Below are 16,935 nucleotides of genomic sequence, written 5' to 3'. Positions count from 1 at the left end.
TAAACCTCACTTTTTCCCGTTAACCTACATCCGCTGCAAATTGACTTTTATACAAATCTGCATAAAATCCGTTTTTAGAGATCAATTCGTCATGTGAGCCTTTTTCAATTATATCCCCCTCATTCATGACCAATATGACATCGGCATCGCGAATAGTCGAAAGTCTATGGGCAATCACAAAGCTTGTTCTCCCTTTCATAAGGCGATTCATCGCACGCTGGATATTCATTTCCGTTCTCGTATCGACACTGCTTGTCGCTTCATCAAGAATTAATATTTTAGGATCAGCTAAAATCGCTCTGGCAATTGTAATAAGCTGTCTTTGACCTTGGGAAATATTTGCTGCATCTTCACCTAATTGTGTATCATACCCGTCAGGCATCGTCCGAATAAACTCATCAGCAAAGGCACTTTTGGAAGCTCTAATGATTTCTTCCTCAGTGGCATCATCGCGTCCATATGCGATATTCTCGCGAATCGTTCCACTAAATAGCCATGTATCCTGAAGAACCATCGCAAACAAAGAGCGAACTTGTTCACGGGATAACTCTGCTAAACTTTTTCCATCAACTTTAATTTGACCGCTGTCTATCTCGTAAAACTTCATTAATAAATTGATAATCGTCGTTTTCCCTGCTCCTGTTGGTCCAACGATCGCGATTGTTTGGCCTGATTTTACATCCAAATTAAAATCTTTAATAATCGGTTTTTCCTGCTCATATCCGAAACGAACATGTTCAAACATAATATTCCCCGTAAGTCGTTGTAAATCAACAGGCGCCGGCGTTTCTTGCCTTTCTTCCTCTTCATCTAAAACAGCAAAGATACGTTCCGCAGATGCAAGAGCTGTTTGAATCATATTTGCAATCCCCGCGGCTTGAGCCATTGGTTGAGAAAGTTGCTGGGAATATTGAATGAAAGCTTGCACATCACCAATTCGAATACTTCCATTTAATACAAGAATACCTCCGCCAATACTGACAAAGACAAAGCCAAGATTTCCGACAAAGGTCATTAACGGCATCATAATCCCCGAAATAAACTGTGCTTTCCAACCAGATTCGTATAAACGCTCGTTCATTTCATCAAAGGATTCAATCGCAGACTCTTCACGACCAAACGCTTTTACAACTTGGTGACCTGAAAATGTTTCTTCAATATGTCCATTTAAATGACCTAGCTCTTTTTGCTGCTTCACAAAGTGCTTTTGTGAAAAAGAAGCAATATAGCGAATGACTAAAGCACTTAATGGAAAAGTAATAAATACGACGAGCGTCAACATTGGACTAATAATAAGCATCATGATGATCGTTCCAATAATCGAAATCACCGATGTGATCATTTGCGAGAGTGCTTGTTGAAGCGAATTATTGATGTTGTCAATATCATTGATGACTCGGCTTAATACATCGCCATGCGGATGCTGGTCATAATAGCGCAATGGCAATTTTGTTAATTTATCATTCACTTCTTTCCGTAGTTCTGCAGTCGTTTTTTGTGATACTCCCGCCATAATGTATTGCTGCAAATAGGAGAATAAGGCTGATAAGACATATAAACCGATTAACAGCAGGACGAGCCTGCCTAAAAAGGTGAAATCAATGCCCGTTCCGCTTTTCACACTCGTAAATATTGATGTTGTCGCATCCCCTAGAAACTTTGGACTAACCACATTAAATAATGTCGAGAAAACAGCTGCAATCGTAACAAAGATGAGTTGGTATTTACGTGGCTTTAAATAGCCTAATAATCTCCATAATGTTTTTTTGAATTCCTTTGGCTTTTCCCCGGGAATCCTTCCTGGATGGCTCATGCCTCCGCCTTTTCCTGCTTGATTCTTACCTTGCTTACTCATGCGCCCTCCTCCTCTTCACCTTGGGATGAAACGATTTCTTGATAAATGCGGTTTTCTTTTAACAGTTCATCATGTGTGCCAATACCAGCTATTTCACCTTCATCAAGCACAATAATTTGATCCGCATCCATGACAGTACTAACTCGTTGAGCAACAATGATAATCGCCGAATGACCGGTTTCTCGCTTTAAAGCCATTCTTAATCGCGCATCAGTCTTATAATCAAGTGCTGAAAAACTATCATCAAATATATACACTTCTGGTTTTCTAATAAGGGCTCGGGCAATCGCAAGCCTTTGCTTTTGCCCACCAGATAAGTTTGCGCCAGCTTGGTCGATATTCGCCTCTATCCCCTCTTCTTTTCCCCTTACAAACTCGCTTGCCTGTGCTGTTTCAAGTGCATTCATCATTTCTTCCTTCGTCGCGCTTTTCCTTCCGTAACGAAGATTTTCGGCGATTGTACCGCTAAAAAGCGTGGCCTTTTGTGGAACATAACCGATTTTTTGTCGAAGCTCTTTTTGCGTCATCTTTCTAACATCGACCCCATCAACTAATATTGCTCCTTCTTCCACATCATAAAATCGTGGAATTAACTTCACGAGCGTTGACTTTCCAGAGCCGGTACTCCCAATGATTGCCGTCGTTTCCCCGCGTTTCGCTTGGAATGTTATGTTTTTTAACACAGGCTTTTCTGCACCTCGATAACGAAATGTAACATTCTCAAACACAACATCAGCTTGCATTTGATCTGCTTGTTTCGGATTTTCCGGATCATTAATATCTCGTTCCATTTGCAATACTTCATTGATTCTTTTCACAGACGCTTGCGCGCGCGGGATCATAATGAACCCCATCGAAAGCATGATTAATGAAAATAAAATCATCATCGCATATTGCAGAAAGGCCATTAAATTTCCTACTTGCATTAATCCTTGATCAATCCGAACCGCCCCAAACCAAACGATCGCGATATTCGTAAAATTCATGACAATGATCATCACTGGAAAAAGCATCGCCATCATTTTATTTACTTTTATCCCCGTGTCGCGAAAATCTTCATTTGCAAAATTAAAACGCTTTTTTTCGTATTCAACGCGATTAAACGCTCGAACAACACGAATCCCCGTTAGGCTTTCACGTACGAGCAGGTTTAAACGGTCTGTCTTTTTTTGTAATGCCCCAAAAAGCGGAATCGCTCTTCTAGAAATGAGAATGATTAATAAAGTAAGTAAAGGCAAGGCACCTAGAAAAACAAGAGATAATTTAGGATCTCTTGAAATAGCAAGAATGATTCCCCCAACTAACATCAGCGGCGCCCTTGTCATCATTCGGAGTACCATATGAAGAACATCTTGAACGATCTTAACATCATTCGTTGAGCGAGTAATCAAAGAAGCCGTTCCAATTTTATCAAAAGCTTGTAACGAAAAATCCTCCACATGCGTAAATAAACTGCGCCTCATATCCCTGCCAAAGCCTAGAGCTACTTTTGATGCAAAATATGAAACAGCAATCGTTACCCCTACTGCTGCTAGAGCACAGACAATCATCCAGCCGCCTGTTTTTAATATGTATGGCATATCCCCATTGATAATCCCAATATCGACTACATTCGCCATTAGCGTTGGCAATAATAGCTCAAGGATAATTCCAGCCAACGTTAAAATAAAAACCATTGAAATTTGAAATGTGTATGGCTTTAATTGTTTTAGCAAAATTGCATCACATCCTCATTAAACTTTTCTTTTCATTTTACCTTATTTGCTTTAATAGAGAAAAAAATTAATCTGTATAGGTTGAAATAAATAACATACATAAAATGTGGGAAGTAAATACTCTCATGACTGCACACCAAACTTTATTAAATAAAAAAACTGGCAAAAACATTGCCAGCTTATGCAAAACGATAATAAATTAATACGAATGTTGAAATGACGAATAAAAAGTTCAGAAAAACAAAGATAAATTGGTCCATCACCCGGTTATGCATTTTAATCGGAGGATTATAGAAAGATACCCCTTCAATAATAAAAATAATTAAAACGATATGAATCATAAAATGGCCAATAATTTCTGTGAAGCCAAATAGCATCGTTGTTAAAATAAAGATAACTGTTACGACAAATCCTAACACTCGATTTAAAATACCAACGACGAGTAAATAACCTACAACAAATTCGATGAATGCTGCCATGACAATAAATACGGCCGGAGCAAATCCAAATGTCGGAACATGATGATGAACGACAATATCTAATGACATGCCCGGATATACCCATTTTTCGACTGCAACCCAACATAATGATAAGCCTGTCCCTAAATATAAAAATGGAAAGCCAATATTTTCCCACTTCGTATTACTTACAAGCAACACACCGATAATCGCTACATAAAAACCGTAGTCAAGCATGTGGAAAATGCCATTTTGCATCGTAATATATACAAATAAACCAAGCAAAATAACCGAACCGATCTTTGTTGCAATCGGATGTGGGATCAATAGACAGCCAATAACACCCCATACGAAAACGATGACGATCGTGCTATGAAGATGAAACTCTGGAGCAAACAAAGTTCCGCTTAAAATTTGAATAATTAATGCGATTGCTGTTCCATACTTCAAGATTGTTTTTGAATACTTTCTTAATCCCGAAAGTTTCTCATCGGCTTTTTGTATGAACGCCCACCCTGTTGTTTTCGGTATTAAAATTGCAAGGAATGCCAATACAATTGCAGCAAGAAAGGTTAATGATATAAATAAAGGGGAAAGTATATTTTCAATTGATTCTTTTACAGGCTCCACCTCTGTGAACCACTTCACATGAGCATTTGTAAAAAAAGGTGTCGCTAATAATCCAAACGATAGTACCGCTAAAAATAGCTTCCTCATCGTGCTTACACTCCTTAATAAAAATAAGATATGTATAATATACACCAATCAAAAAATAAAATACAGCCTTTTCAGCAAAGAAAAGGCTGCTCGATTAATGTGAGAGTATAAGCATTTCGGCTGCTTGGTCCTCACTAATATTTTTAATAATACTTAGTTCACTAATTAACATTTTACGTGCATTATTTAACATTTGTTTTTCACTCGCATTTAAAGCCGATTCCATTTCGCGATGCAAAAGATCCCGAACAACTTCTGCAGCATCTTCCATTTTACCGGTTTTCAACTTATCCGTATTTTGTTTAAACCTAGCTTTCCAGGCAAGCTTGCACGTTGATTCTTCCGTATGAAATTCATGTAAAATTTCACGCACCGTTTCCTTATTCACAACTTGACGAATCCCTGTTTTTTCCATATTTTTTAACGGGATCATCACATCCATATTGCTACCAAATATCGTGAAAAGGCAATATTTATGCGTTTCACCGAGGATCTCCCTTTTTTCAATGGCCTCAATTACACCTGCACCATGCATAGGATAAAAGACTTTGTCGCCAATTTCAAACAATAGATCCACTCCTATAATTGTTATACTTACAGCATAACACAAACAGGGCAAATAGTAAAATATATCACATTTAACTAATTATAGTCAATACATTTATTAAAAATTAATCATCAAAATCTTTATTCAAAATATTACCAGTCGCTGCATCAATTGTTAGCTCAATTTCTTGTTTTTCAGATTGGATTTCGATTTCGTATTCATGATCATCCGAATCAAAATCCACTTCCGTTACAACTCCAGGAGTATCCTTTAAAGCAATTGAGATTGCTTCTTCTTTAGAAATCGTTTTGCTTTGCTTAACAACGGCGCGATCATCGTCACGATCCACTTTTACAACTTCTCCTGTTACCGCATCAATATCCACGTCGAGATCGTCTTCAACAAAATCAACTTCATAAATTAGACGGCCATTCTCCTTATCAAGCTCTACACTTTCTACAATTCCACCGACTTCGTTCTTCGCAATTTCAGCTGCCTTTTCAAGCGATATCTTTGAATTTGCTTCTTTCACCTGTGAGTTTGTATTTGAAATAGCATTAGCTCCAATTGCACCGCCAAAAATTACGCATCCAATTACACTTGCAATCATTATTTTTCTTTTCATCTTATTGTCCTCCTTTTTTTTATCTATTTACATCATAACGAGTCTAAATGAGGACAGGCAGATAATAAGATGAGAATTCGCTGAGAATGTATCAATCATCCCAAGTAATTGTTACTACTTCTCCTGTAATGGCATTAATGTGAACCGTTGCTTCACGGTCATCATCATCCTCCAATTCAATTTCCACGAGATAATAATAAAGCCCATTTGATTCTTCTAAATCAACATCATCGACTTTTCCTTGAACAGTTGCAAGAGCAATTTTAATCGCTTCTGCCTCAGTCAATTTTTTTTCCGATTGATTCGCGTCCTCTTGTTCTTGATCCTTTATACTTAGTACTTCCCCCGTTTGGGAGTTGACGGTAATGCTTGTCTTCTTTCCATCGTTATCAACGATAGCATCATAAGCATCTCCGTTTTTTACAAGTTTCTCTATTTTTCCATTCATTTTCTGAGAGATCTTCTCTTTAATATCATTTACAGATAATTCATGAGTTCCTTCCTCGGACATGATACGAATAATCTCCATCACATCTCCTGAAGAACGATCAATTCGCAAATCATACGTTCCTGTATCTAATTTAAGAATCACACTGTATACATCATTAACGACATTTACTTCTAACACGTTTCCATCATATTTTTCTTGGGCGATTCTTTTCGCATCTTCCTTTGATAGCGGCTCCGCCGAAGTTGAAAAGCTCCACACTTGCCAAACAATGATAGCAAGCAGAATAAAAAGCAATCCAGCAATTGTAGCTCGACGTTTATTTATTTTGTCCATCATTCTCACTCCATTATAAATTCTCTTTTCATCATACTAAATAAAAATGAGAATTTAATGAGTATTGGTTATATCAAGCAATATTTTAGCGGTCGTTCCTTGGCCAACCTTACTTTCAAGACTAAGCTTTGCCCCCATTGCCTCAGCGATTTCACTTGCCAACGATAAACCTAAACCAAAGCCACCTGTTTTTCTCGTTCTTGCTTTATCGACTCGATAAAATCGATCAAACACCTTTGGAAGTTCTTCAGCCGGTATGCCAACACCTTGATCAATGATTCCAATCATTCCTTGATTTTCAGCCTTTCGCACATGAACGATAATCGGAGCTTCACTATATTTATAAGCGTTCTCAATTAAAATATAGAGAAGTTGTTTTAATTTTTGTTCATCTGCGTAAACAATTATGTTTTCCTCTAACTGAACGCTAATTTCCCTTTGAAAAGCCGCCTGGAATGAGCGAATTACTTCTTGAGCAAGCTTCCCTGCATCAACAGTTGTCATTTCCACTTTCCATTGTTCTTCATTCCTAGCCAATAATAGTAATTGTTCTGTCAATTCCCTCATACGAATCGCCTCGGAATGAATTGCATCGACCGATTCTTGAAATAACTCCGGTTGCGTCATCCCTCTACGCTTTAATAGACTGGCATATGATTCAATCACGGTTAGTGGTGTTTTCAATTCATGAGAAGCATTTGAAACAAACTGCTCTTGCTTCTCATAGTTTCGTTCAAGCTGATCGATCATTTTATTAAATGTTTCCCCCATTTGATAAAGCTCATCTTTCGATTGCTTCGGCAATGGTAAGCGTTTATATTCACCGCTTTTTCGAATGTCAACCATCGTACGAATCATCGATGAAATTGGCTTCGTTATAAAATTACTCAAAAGCCGCGATGACAATATAACTGGAATCGATGCAAGCAATGTGACTGCAACTAATACAATTCTTAAAATGCGTAAATTATGGTCGGTTGTTTCCAAGCTTTCTGTCATTTGTAAATTGCCGATCTCTCCCGAGCTTCTAATAATCGGAATCGATACAAATGCATGGTGCCGTCCTTCGAACTCGATCAGCTTTTTTATTTCCTTTTCATAAAATTGAATTGGAATTTTTCTTAGATGCTGTTGAATCGGATCCGTACTTGTTGCATCAGATGTACCGTCGATATTAATCAGTCGCAGCATTCCATTTACAGGCATGTATGCTCTAAGATAAGCATCAACTGAAATCCCTGTCGCCCGCTCCGCTTCGTTCAGCCCATTCACCGCCTTCGCCGCTTCCGCTCCTGCCCGCTCTAAATCGCTATCTAGCATCATGCGACTAAACGTAAAATAAATCGCCCCATTCACTAATACGAGTAAAACAATAAACATGACGATCGTATATAAATTGATTCTGCTTCGAAGTTTCATTTCGCATCCTTTAGCACGTAGCCAACTCCCCGAATTGTATGAATCAGTTGATCCGCATACGGTTTATCAATTTTGTTTCGCAAATAGCGAATATACACATCAACGACATTCGTATCGCCAAAATAATCGTATCCCCATACACTCGTCAAAATTTGTTCCCTATTTAAAACGTGACGAGGATTTTTCATTAAATAAACAAGCAAATCAAACTCTCTTGGTGTCAGTTGAATGAGATCATCCCCTCGATACACTTCTCTCATTTCCTCACTCAATTTTAAATCTGAAAAGCGCAGCCACTCCTGATCATTCGTCGCAGCTTCCGACTGACTTGTCGTTCGTAATGCGGCCCTAATTCTAGCTAGTAATTCTTCAATCTGAAATGGCTTCGTTATATAATCATTTGCCCCTAAATCAAGTCCTGACACTTTGTCTTCGATTGAATCTTTGGCAGTTAATAAAATGATTGGAACATTTGATTCGCTCGATCGAATTCGTCTCAATACCTCAATTCCACTTAAGCCCGGAAGCATTACATCAAGTAGGATTAAGTCCCATTTCTCCTCACGAAACATCGCCAGCCCATCAAGACCATCAAGCGCTTTTCCCGTCTCATACCCTTCATATGTGAGCTCAAGCTCAAGCACTCTCGCAATTTTTTCTTCATCTTCAACAATTAAAATACGCGGTTTATCCATATTAATCCCTCGTTTTATCGTAATTAAAGAAATAGTAACATATTTATCAATCGAAAATAAAAAAAAGCCTTGATTTTTCATCAAAGGCTTGATTCACTAGCTTTGTTGGAATTGTTGATTTTCTTTTCTTAGAATGGTCCGCAAAAAAATGAGCGCAATGATTGTTTTCGTTAAAATACCGATGGACGACCGGGTGATCTTCTTTTTTAGCAGGTAGCTTCTTCACTAAATGACGTCCTTCGATCACACTAACAAGTTGCTCAATAACCATTCCTGCTAGAAAGATATACGCTCCAACATACCCGTGATTAACCAAATCATTTTTTAATAACACAATGGCTAGCAACCCCTTAAACACAAGCCTGAACATCATCCCAATCGTCAGCCACTCATCCGTAAATTAGCGATGATCACTCCATGAAACAAACAGCGAATCCCAGAAAAAATCGTAACAAACATGTGAACGCGATAGGCAGCAAGTGTTGGCTCAAGCATATGCTCCTTTACACCAAGTACGTTTTTAAAAAACAGACTGCCAATCGGCGAATAGCCGATGAACAAGCTAACTACCAAAATTGCTGCTAGTAAAAAGAACACTAGTCTCTGGACAAGTTGAAAGAATGTTTATCGCGGCAAGCGTCGCACATGCTTGCCTCAAAATAAAGGCACATCGTTTAAAAACTTCAAACAAACTCGCAACCGAATAGCTCTCAATCACAACAACAAGGTCTGGTAAGCGCGCCAACGTACTATTGATGATGATGTTACCGAACTTGCAGAAATGCCTAATGGAATAAAAAAGTTGAATAACGTTCGGAAGGGTCCCTTCTTCTCGTTTCTTGTTGAATATTCATTTTTTCCCCTTTTCCGAACTAGATTACTAATTTAATATTATTTATCATTTGCGGGTTTTCCCTAACTAAATTCCAGGGACTTTTTTCCCCGTTGATTTTCTTTTTTCAAAAAAACTTTTAAAAAAATAAAGGCAATGATTGTTTCTGCTAGAATACCGATCGACTGTGCAAGCGAACCAATCATCCCTCCTCCATTCGGAAGGATAAATATGAATGTGAACAAGCCAACAAAGGTCATGAATACATTTCCACCTTGTGAAAATGAAAGTACCTTTGTCTGCCTTTTTAACATAAGGATGCCATTAATATAATCAAGCCATGGGAAGCATAAGGCAAAGAGAATAAAGAACTTTAAAGCTAAAATACTTTGATCAAGTAATTCTCCAGAAACTCCCATCACGTATTGAAACGCCCAAATTCCAATCGGGGAGTAAGCAATAAAAATTAATAAGAGAGCAGGAATAAGACTGAAAATAAAAGTAAATCTTGTTACAGCTTTCGCATCCTTTTCATAAAAATTAATAACCACTTGATGAGTATAAGAAGAAATACTGACAAGTAAAGTTAATATTGAAAAGGCAATGGCATAGGAAGCGATCGCAATTTCTGCCTTGCCACTTGACCCTAATACCGCATTCGTCGCCGGGGAAATGCTAACTGCAATTAATGAGGCAAATAAAAGCGGTAAATAAAATTTCGTCACTTGTGAACGATGAACGACTGGGTGATCTTCTTTTTTAGCAGGTAGCTTCTTCACTAAATGACGCCCTTCGATCACACTAACGAGCGCCTCAATAACCATTCCAGCTAAAAAGATATAAGCTCCAACATATCCGTGATTCACTAAATCATTTTTTAATAAAACAATGGATAAAAGACCCATAAACACAAGCCTGAACACCATCCCAATCGTCAGCCACTTCGTCCGTAAATTAGAAATGATCACTCCATGAAACAGACAGCGAATTCCAGAAAAAATCGTCACAAACATGAGAACGCGATAGGCAGCTAGCGTGGGTCCAAGCATATGCTCCTTCACACCGAGTACATTTGAAAAAAACAGACTGCCAATCGGCGAATAGCCGATGAGCAAGCTCACCCCCAAAATCGATGCTAATAAGACAATCGCAAGCTTCGAAACGAGTTGAAAAGAATGTTTATCGCGGACAAGTGTTGCACACGTTTGCCGTAAAATAACGGCACAGCGCTCAAAAATAGCAAATAAACTCATAGCAACAGAATAACTGGCAATCACTACGACAGGGTCAGATGAACGTGCAAGCGTACTATTAATGATAACGTGCGAAATCGTCACCAAGCTCGCTGAAATACCTAATGGAATAAAGAAATTGAATAACCTACGAAAAGAAACTCCTTCTTTTGCTTGTTTACTCTTCATTTTTTTCACTTCTAACGTTTTTTATTTACTTCCTAATTTTAAAATAAAAACACTCGTTGATTTTAAAAAACCACCAAAATTAATTGGTGGCTTCCCTCTTTTAACGGAATCATTTCTATAAATTATGCAAATGTTTTAGGTGTAATGCTATGTTGGGAGGGCATATCCGGCCAACCATGACCTGCTAATTCTACACCTGGCGTAACACTATGTTGAGAAGGCATATCTGGCCAACCATGGCCCGCTAGTTCTACGCCTGGGGTTACGCTATGTTGGGAAGGCATATCTGGCCAGCCATGGCCTGCTAGTTCTACGCCTGGGGTTACGCTATGTTGGGAAGGCATATCTGGCCAACCATGGCCTGCTAGTTCTACGCCTGGGGTTACGCTATGTTGGGAAGGCATATCTGGCCAGCCATGGCCTGCTAGTTCTACATTATTTGCTCCAATTAGGCTTGCTACACTAAAGATCCCTAGAGTTAGAACAGTTGCTAATAGTATTTTCTTCACTTTTATTTCCTCCCACATTTAGTTTTTTCAATATTTACATTATATCATTGACTAGCTATTTTTTCCAGTTGCCCTTTTACTAACTCAGCCAAGTTAGAGTTCTCTTGAAGATTAAAAATATGTAGTGATTTTGTTAGGTACTCTTTCCCATCCTCGTTACTCCCTAGCATTACATTGTTTAAAGCTGCTTGATATAAAAATTCACCTAATAAAAATAAGCTATCATCATTAATACAATGTTCTATCCCTTTTTCGCAATATATTAGTGATTCCACATATCTTTCAAGATTTGACAGTGATTGTGCTAGTCCAAATAAAGCTCGTAATCTTACTCGAGGGTCACCAAGACTCGGTAGTGTATCTATTTCCTCAAGAATATCTTTGAAAATAATAATCGATTGTTCTAGTTCTTTACTGTCCTTTTCAATAATGGCAATTGCCATTTTAATTTCTATTTCTCTTTCAGTAAGGCTCGTTTTCTTCGGATTTGTAATCTCAATTGCTTCGTTTAGCCTTCTAATTGCTAAGTCTTTCTCTTTATCTTTCGAATCCGATAAATAGTATAGGCAAATCGCTTGATGCCAAAGCAAATATTGCTTACCTAAGGGAAAATTATACAACGGATTGTCCATTTCCCTTTGAACAATTTCATAAATTGCCTGGTAGTTTCTATTTCTTTTATACTTTTTTATTAACTCATTAACAGCTGATACGTAATTAAATGAGTCGGCATTAACGAAGTCAAATAAATCACTTAATTGCACATTTAATTTAATCGCGAGTTCTGATAATTGATCAAGTGTTGGAGATTGCTTGTTTTTTTCAATTAATTCAAGTTCCTCAACGGAACAAATGTCTTCCGCTACTTCCTCAATATCTAGTCCTTTATACACCCTTAGTGATTGAATAATTTCTCCCATATTAATGAAATGCTCATCCATTTATGTTTGCTCCTTTTAGTCAAAATAAGCAATGTATTCTCATCTTTCCAAATATTATTATAGCAAGCTTTTCACTATATTCCTATATTTCCATGCCGCATTTTATAAACTTTCTTTATTAACTTAAAATAAAAGCTCGTACCTTTTTATAGTACGAACTTAAAAACAGTCGACTTACTCCTTTAGACTCAGTTCTCAAAAAACAGCGAATTTATGAGCTACCCAAGCAAACTTCTTACTAAATGGATAGGCCGTTAATGGCATGAGAACTTTTCCACCTTCCGATAGCTTTCCAAATACATGATCAATTTCAACTTCTGAATCACAGTTTATGTACAATGAAATGGATGGAGTAAAAGGAAATTCATGCTTGACATAACTACCAATGCACATGAATTCCTGTCCATTTAATGAGAAGGTGGCATGCATAACTGTCCCGGAAGATGAAAAGCTTTTTCATACGTCACATTCCCTCTTATACAATGGACGCTCGTTATAATAAGAAGGTTTCATTTCATCTTATGATTTTTCCCCATTTTAAAGACCTCAATGATAATAAGTAGATAAACGAATAATGCGAGCGCGAACATAATGAACATCATTACATCCCAATATGTAGCGGCGACCATTTCTCCAAGCATCGCCCCCATCATCCCAGCCATGACCCCCGATAATGCGCCCTCCAAAATGACAATAATAGAATGAAAGGAACCAATGAGGATGCCTGCGCTGGAACCTATACTGATCCCGATAATCGTTGATAAAAATAGATTGCCTTGAAATAATATCCCAACGAGTGTCCCTGCGAATAATCCATTAACCATCGCGATTGCCATTGCAAAGACCATTCCATGCATAACCGATAGATGATTTCTATATATACATAGAGATACCCCGACAAAACAAATTGCTAGTATGCTACATAATGCATATAAACCTAGCGTCATATGATCAACCCCATTGTTTTGTACAAGTATATGATTGAATATATAGAAAATTTCTGATGATTAATCTTATAATATACAAAAAGGAGGATGAACATGGAAAAATATTATGAGCCAAGGCATGTGCTTATGGCGCTTGGAATTTGCCTTATCGTCGCTTCTCCTTTCCTTCTCATCTTTGTTCCTCACACAATCGCAAATATTACTTATCATACAACAATCACGTGGCATGTTTTTGTTCCGATGGAAAATTATTTTGTTTATGGGGTTAGCCTTCTATTTTTAGTTATTGCGATGTTTATTCCATTTTTATTACATCTAAGAAAGTTCTCGATTACTATAAGTGCGGCTTGCTTATTATTTAGTTTTATCGCTTTTTTCCTTACTGCTCGTTCTTATACCTCCTTATCAGAAGAGGCAATTTCATATAGGACGATGCTTTCACGAAAAAATCATACCTATTCTTGGGATGAAGTTGAACGCGTGATTTACAATGAAAACGGAGTGTCTGAATATGAGATTTTGTTTCATGATAGCAATCAGGTAACGTTACCTAACGATGCTTATTTTGACGCCATTCGAATGAGGTTGTATCGAAAATTATGGGAAATGAATGTGAGGATCGAGGGGAGTGAATAAAAAGCAATCAATAGGTTCTTTATTAAAAATGAACCTTATGATTGCCATCTTCTAATATCATCATCTTCAATGATTCCAATTGTTACATCGGCAATATCAGGATCTTGAAGTAAATCATTTTTCACCTGAAATTTAATGTCATCTGCATCTGCGAGTACCATACCTTTTGTTAACTCAATAATGCTGTCAATATGGAACATTCTACCTTCTTGCACAACTCGTAGCTCATAGATATCTACAACCTTTGGATGTCTCATAATCATATTTGCTACTTTCTTTTCAACATCCGCCGGAGCCGCGACTCCAATCAGGCCAACCATATTATCATATCCAACGCGGAAAGCAACAAAAAACATAAGAAGACCAATCAACATCGAAACAACGCCATCCGCTTTCACCAAACCAAAAAATTGCGAAAGGACTATTCCAATAATCGCCAACACAGCACCAGATGTTGCGACTAGATCTTCATAGAAAACCAACCTTGTCGCTGGGGCTGCTTTTCTCGCATAATTAAATGCAGAAATTATGCTCTTTTTCTCAGCACGGGATTCTTTCATAATTTCTTTCATCGCTTTTAAAAGAATAAAACCATCTACAAAAAAAGAGATCACCAATATGGCGAGGTTCAAAAAGAATTTGCTTGACTCAGTTGGGGATTGAAAGAGATGCCACCCTTCTTTTACTGTTTCATACGCCATAATCGTGACAACGATAACTGCGACCATGCAAAATATATTCACTACCCGTCCGAATCCAAGAGGAAATCGTTTGGATGGCTTCATTTCTGATAATGCACTGCCAAGAAAAACAAAGCCTTGATTCACTGCATCTGCTAGTGAATGCATCGCAGAAGCAAACATCGTTCCACTACCGCTAAATAAAAAAGCAACACCTTTAATGACAGCAAGGGCAGTATTTCCGAGCGCCGCTATTCCTGATGAGGTATTGCCTTTTTTAAATAATTGGATCAGCGCCATTATGCTCCCCCTAACAGCATTTCTTTACAATACTTCTTATTCAAAGTATTTGTATGAAGCTGCTTATTGATGCAGGAAAATAACGGGATTAGCCTTTTAGATCATTTTTAATCATTCAATTTGGCTCTACATGTACATGAACTTCAAATACGCCATGTTCATTAATTAATATTTGTTCTACACGTTCAGATATATCATGGGCAGCGCCAATAACCAATGTAGGATTAACAAGGATAACAACATCAACGACTGAATTACTTCCATATTTCCTCGCTCTTATATCCTTTATTCCTTTCACACCTCGAATATCGAGAATGGACTTTCGATAAATGCTTAATTGATCTTCATCATATCCATCCGTTAACTCATGAGAGGCTTTCCTAAATATATCCCAGCCAGTTTTACAAATAAGCAAACCGACAACAACAGCCGTTACTGGGTCAAGCCATGGTAAATGAAATTGAGATCCGATAATAGCAATAACTGTACCAATACTTACCCATGCATCAGATAAATTATCCTTTGCCGCCGCCATAACAGCTTGACTATTAATTTTTCTACCTAATTTCATATTGTATCGATAAACGAGATACATTACGATCGAACAGAAAATCCCTGTCCAAGCGGAAATAAGATCAGGTGATTCATGCTTTTCTTGAAATAATGAAACGATGGCCTCAACTAAAACTTGAATCCCCACGGCCATCATAATGAAAGAAGCAACCATCGATGCGACGGTTTCAGCTTTCCAATGACCATATGGATGATCTTTATCAGGAGGTTTTTGCGATACTTTAAGACCGATCAACACTGCGATTGAAGCGACAATGTCTGTCGCATTATTTAATCCATCTGCCTTTAAGGCTGCTGAGTTTGCCATCGTACCGATAATTAATTTTAATGCCGATAAAAATATATAAGCAATGATGCTGATGATTGCTCCACGCTCACCCATTTTTAATTGATTATATCTTGCTTGTTCCAATCTTTAACCACCACCTTAGCTGTTAAAACATGATATCAAACAAAACACGAGTGGGTCTACGGCAATCATGTTTCCTCACTCTATATAGATGGGGGTAGCGAAAAAGTGTTGCCTTATCGCAATTTTTCAAGTGTGCTTGATCGAATGAACTTTAATAAGAATCGATAGACATAAATATCAATAAGAAGAAACACGAAACCAGCGCAAGCTCCCGCAACAACATCTGTAAAATAATGCACACCAAGATAGACTCTACTTATTGCGATAAGAATAATCATTGTTACGAATGTACAAAAGTATAGCCTTCGGCGTTTCAGCCCCATTTTTATTATATGTACGAATATATAATATACGATGCCCCAGAAGGCAATAGAATTCATCACATGACCACTAGGAAAACTATAATCACCTGCATGAATGAGTGAATTAAAGGATGGACGTTCTCTTTCAAACCATTCTTTTAATAGATGATTTACTCCCCTCACTCCCCAAAACGTTAGCATGACAAATATAGATTCAATATATCTTTTCTTTATCAACAAAAAAATAGAAATGAGGACCGCTAGCGGAAGTAAAAGTTTTATTGATCCAATCTCAGTGAATAGATAAAATACATGATTGAATAATTCTGTTCGGATCCCTTCAAAAAACAAAAGAATGTTTACATCATACTTTACTATTGCTGGCTGTTTAAAAGTGAGGGCTAAACCAATAAATACGACAAGGCTAATAAAAAAGGAAAGTAACTTCATTCATTTTCCCCTCCGGTCATTGAGTTATTTTTCTATTCATAAGATGTACAATGATCATCATTCAATGCCCCTTCGACAAAATATTTTTAATTACAAATGCAAAAAAGCCACCTTACA

Annotated in this window: 18 protein-coding genes and 1 pseudogene; 1 reads left to right on the top strand and 18 read right to left on the bottom strand. The window is 37.6% G+C overall.

Annotated features, from left to right (window positions below; all coding sequences use genetic code 11):
- Nucleotides 1-19: 19 nt before the first annotated feature.
- From KHA95_RS10315 to KHA95_RS10245, 15 genes and pseudogenes are all read right to left on the bottom strand, one after another.
- Complete coding sequence (locus tag KHA95_RS10315) at nt 20-1,855, bottom strand: ABC transporter ATP-binding protein (protein ID WP_213137403.1); 1,836 nt, start codon at nt 1,853-1,855, stop codon at nt 20-22.
- The gene (locus tag KHA95_RS10310; protein ID WP_213137544.1) at nt 1,852-3,531 is read right to left on the bottom strand and encodes an ABC transporter ATP-binding protein; all 1,680 of its coding nucleotides are present in this window, start codon (nt 3,529-3,531) and stop codon (nt 1,852-1,854) included. Before KHA95_RS10310 ends, KHA95_RS10315 begins: the two co-directional genes overlap by 4 nt.
- Before the next feature lie 218 nt (nt 3,532-3,749).
- Nucleotides 3,750-4,745 (bottom strand): hypothetical protein, encoded by a 996-nt coding sequence (locus tag KHA95_RS10305; RefSeq protein ID WP_213137402.1) that lies wholly within the window; start codon nt 4,743-4,745, stop codon nt 3,750-3,752.
- A 94-nt stretch (nt 4,746-4,839) separates the two neighbouring features.
- Nucleotides 4,840-5,313, bottom strand: a complete 474-nt coding sequence (locus KHA95_RS10300; RefSeq protein WP_213137401.1) for a CarD family transcriptional regulator — start codon at nt 5,311-5,313, stop codon at nt 4,840-4,842.
- A 103-nt stretch (nt 5,314-5,416) separates the two neighbouring features.
- Nucleotides 5,417-5,917, bottom strand: coding sequence for a PepSY domain-containing protein (locus KHA95_RS10295; protein ID WP_213137400.1), 501 nt, complete (start codon nt 5,915-5,917; stop codon nt 5,417-5,419).
- Between the two features lie 91 nt (nt 5,918-6,008).
- Nucleotides 6,009-6,701, bottom strand: coding sequence for a PepSY domain-containing protein (locus KHA95_RS10290; RefSeq protein ID WP_213137399.1), 693 nt, complete (start codon nt 6,699-6,701; stop codon nt 6,009-6,011).
- 54 nt (nt 6,702-6,755) lie between these two features.
- A complete protein-coding gene (locus tag KHA95_RS10285; protein ID WP_213137398.1) occupies nt 6,756-8,120 on the bottom strand; it encodes a sensor histidine kinase in 1,365 nt (454 codons plus the stop codon).
- Entirely contained in the window at nt 8,117-8,815 is a 699-nt protein-coding gene (locus KHA95_RS10280) for a response regulator transcription factor (protein ID WP_213137397.1), read from the bottom strand. The genes KHA95_RS10285 and KHA95_RS10280 overlap by 4 nt, the downstream gene beginning before the upstream one ends.
- A gap of 46 nt (nt 8,816-8,861) precedes the next feature.
- Nucleotides 8,862-9,149: a hypothetical protein gene (locus tag KHA95_RS10275; RefSeq protein WP_213137396.1), complete on the bottom strand. Its 288-nt coding sequence runs from the start codon at nt 9,147-9,149 to the stop codon at nt 8,862-8,864.
- Between the two features lie 47 nt (nt 9,150-9,196).
- On the bottom strand, nt 9,197-9,388 hold the full coding sequence (locus tag KHA95_RS10270; protein WP_213137395.1) for a hypothetical protein: 192 nt from the start codon (nt 9,386-9,388) through the stop codon (nt 9,197-9,199).
- Nucleotides 9,389-9,730: 342 nt separating this feature from the next.
- On the bottom strand, nt 9,731-11,068 hold the full coding sequence (locus tag KHA95_RS10265; RefSeq protein ID WP_213137394.1) for a multi antimicrobial extrusion protein MatE: 1,338 nt from the start codon (nt 11,066-11,068) through the stop codon (nt 9,731-9,733).
- Nucleotides 11,069-11,190: 122 nt separating this feature from the next.
- A complete protein-coding gene (locus KHA95_RS10260) occupies nt 11,191-11,577 on the bottom strand; it encodes a hypothetical protein (RefSeq protein WP_213137393.1) in 387 nt (128 codons plus the stop codon).
- A gap of 44 nt (nt 11,578-11,621) precedes the next feature.
- A complete protein-coding gene (locus KHA95_RS10255; RefSeq protein ID WP_213137392.1) occupies nt 11,622-12,518 on the bottom strand; it encodes a helix-turn-helix domain-containing protein in 897 nt (298 codons plus the stop codon).
- 195 nt (nt 12,519-12,713) lie between these two features.
- Nucleotides 12,714-12,956: pseudogene (locus tag KHA95_RS10250) on the bottom strand (VOC family protein); the annotation flags it as partial.
- A gap of 71 nt (nt 12,957-13,027) precedes the next feature.
- Entirely contained in the window at nt 13,028-13,465 is a 438-nt protein-coding gene (locus KHA95_RS10245) for a hypothetical protein (RefSeq protein WP_213137390.1), read from the bottom strand.
- Nucleotides 13,466-13,558: 93 nt separating this feature from the next.
- Here KHA95_RS10245 and KHA95_RS10240 point away from each other — a divergent pair, with 93 nt between their 5' ends.
- Nucleotides 13,559-14,101: a hypothetical protein gene (locus KHA95_RS10240; protein ID WP_213137389.1), complete on the top strand. Its 543-nt coding sequence runs from the start codon at nt 13,559-13,561 to the stop codon at nt 14,099-14,101.
- 35 nt (nt 14,102-14,136) lie between these two features.
- Here the strand turns inward: KHA95_RS10240 and KHA95_RS10235 are convergent, their stop codons facing one another.
- From KHA95_RS10235 to KHA95_RS23165, 3 genes are all read right to left on the bottom strand, one after another.
- The gene (locus KHA95_RS10235; RefSeq protein WP_213137388.1) at nt 14,137-15,081 is read right to left on the bottom strand and encodes a cation diffusion facilitator family transporter; all 945 of its coding nucleotides are present in this window, start codon (nt 15,079-15,081) and stop codon (nt 14,137-14,139) included.
- Between the two features lie 115 nt (nt 15,082-15,196).
- The gene (locus tag KHA95_RS10230) at nt 15,197-16,066 is read right to left on the bottom strand and encodes a cation diffusion facilitator family transporter (RefSeq protein ID WP_283248157.1); all 870 of its coding nucleotides are present in this window, start codon (nt 16,064-16,066) and stop codon (nt 15,197-15,199) included.
- Nucleotides 16,067-16,179: 113 nt separating this feature from the next.
- A complete protein-coding gene (locus KHA95_RS23165; protein WP_213137387.1) occupies nt 16,180-16,818 on the bottom strand; it encodes a phosphatase PAP2 family protein in 639 nt (212 codons plus the stop codon).
- Between the last annotated feature and the right edge of the window lie 117 nt (nt 16,819-16,935).

This window comes from Bacillus sp. FJAT-50079, from assembly GCF_018343515.1.
GTDB lineage: Bacteria > Bacillota > Bacilli > Bacillales > Bacillaceae_C > Lederbergia.
This window is presented reverse-complemented; position numbering and strand designations above follow the sequence as displayed.